The sequence below is a fragment of the Ruegeria sp. AL11 genome (assembly GCF_056540865.1).
In genome coordinates this window covers 1-737 of record NZ_JBQFXO010000061.1, presented here as the reverse complement: position 1 = coordinate 737, position 737 = coordinate 1, and the positions used below count along the sequence as shown (strand labels likewise).

Below are 737 nucleotides of genomic sequence, written 5' to 3'. Positions count from 1 at the left end.
GGTCGCCGATCCTGAAGACGCCAGAGGATGAGATCGCCAGGAAGGTCAACGCAGTCTCGGAGATCCTGCAGATCCCGCACAAGCTGGACAACAAAGCCACTGAACTGTCTGGCGGCGAAATGCAGCGCGTTTCAATTGGACGGGCACTGGTGCGCGATCCCCAGATTTTCCTGATGGACGAACCGCTCAGCTCTTTGGACGCCAAGCTTCGGGCGGATTTGCGGGTCGAACTGAAAAGGATTCAGGCCGATCTGGGATCAACCTTGCTTTATGTGACCCACGATCAGGTCGAAGCCATGACAATGGCTACGCATATCGGCGTTTTAGAGAACGGCCGGTTGGTTCAATACGGGACACCCCGGGATATCTACGAAAACCCGGGCAGTGTTTACGTTGCCAGCAGGTTGGGTCTGCCGCGAATCAACATCCTGCCGTCCGAGTTGTTCGGAGGCGATCACAAAGGACCACAGATTGGTCTTCGCCCGGAAAACATCATTGAAGGCGAGGGCAGTGAAGCGCGTGTCATACGTGCCGAACATCTGGGCGACCAAACACGGCTGCACCTGGACCTGAATGGCCACCCGGTTGTCACCCTGATTGATGTTCATCAGGATTACCCCTCTGGAAAAATTATAAAAATTCGCCCCCATAACCCGTTGTATTTTGACGCGTCTGGCGCGCGCGTGAATTAAGGAGCAAAAGCATGGCCCAGTTCCTCAACACAAAAGAAACCCTGG

At 54.8% G+C, this 737-nt stretch carries 1 protein-coding gene; it reads left to right on the top strand.

Translation table 11 applies throughout. The annotated features are described in order from the left end of the window. A partial coding sequence (locus ACR0IP_RS23270; RefSeq protein ID WP_480528176.1) for an ABC transporter ATP-binding protein occupies positions 1-692 on the top strand: 692 nt, incomplete at its 5' end. Between the last annotated feature and the right edge of the window lie 45 nt (positions 693-737).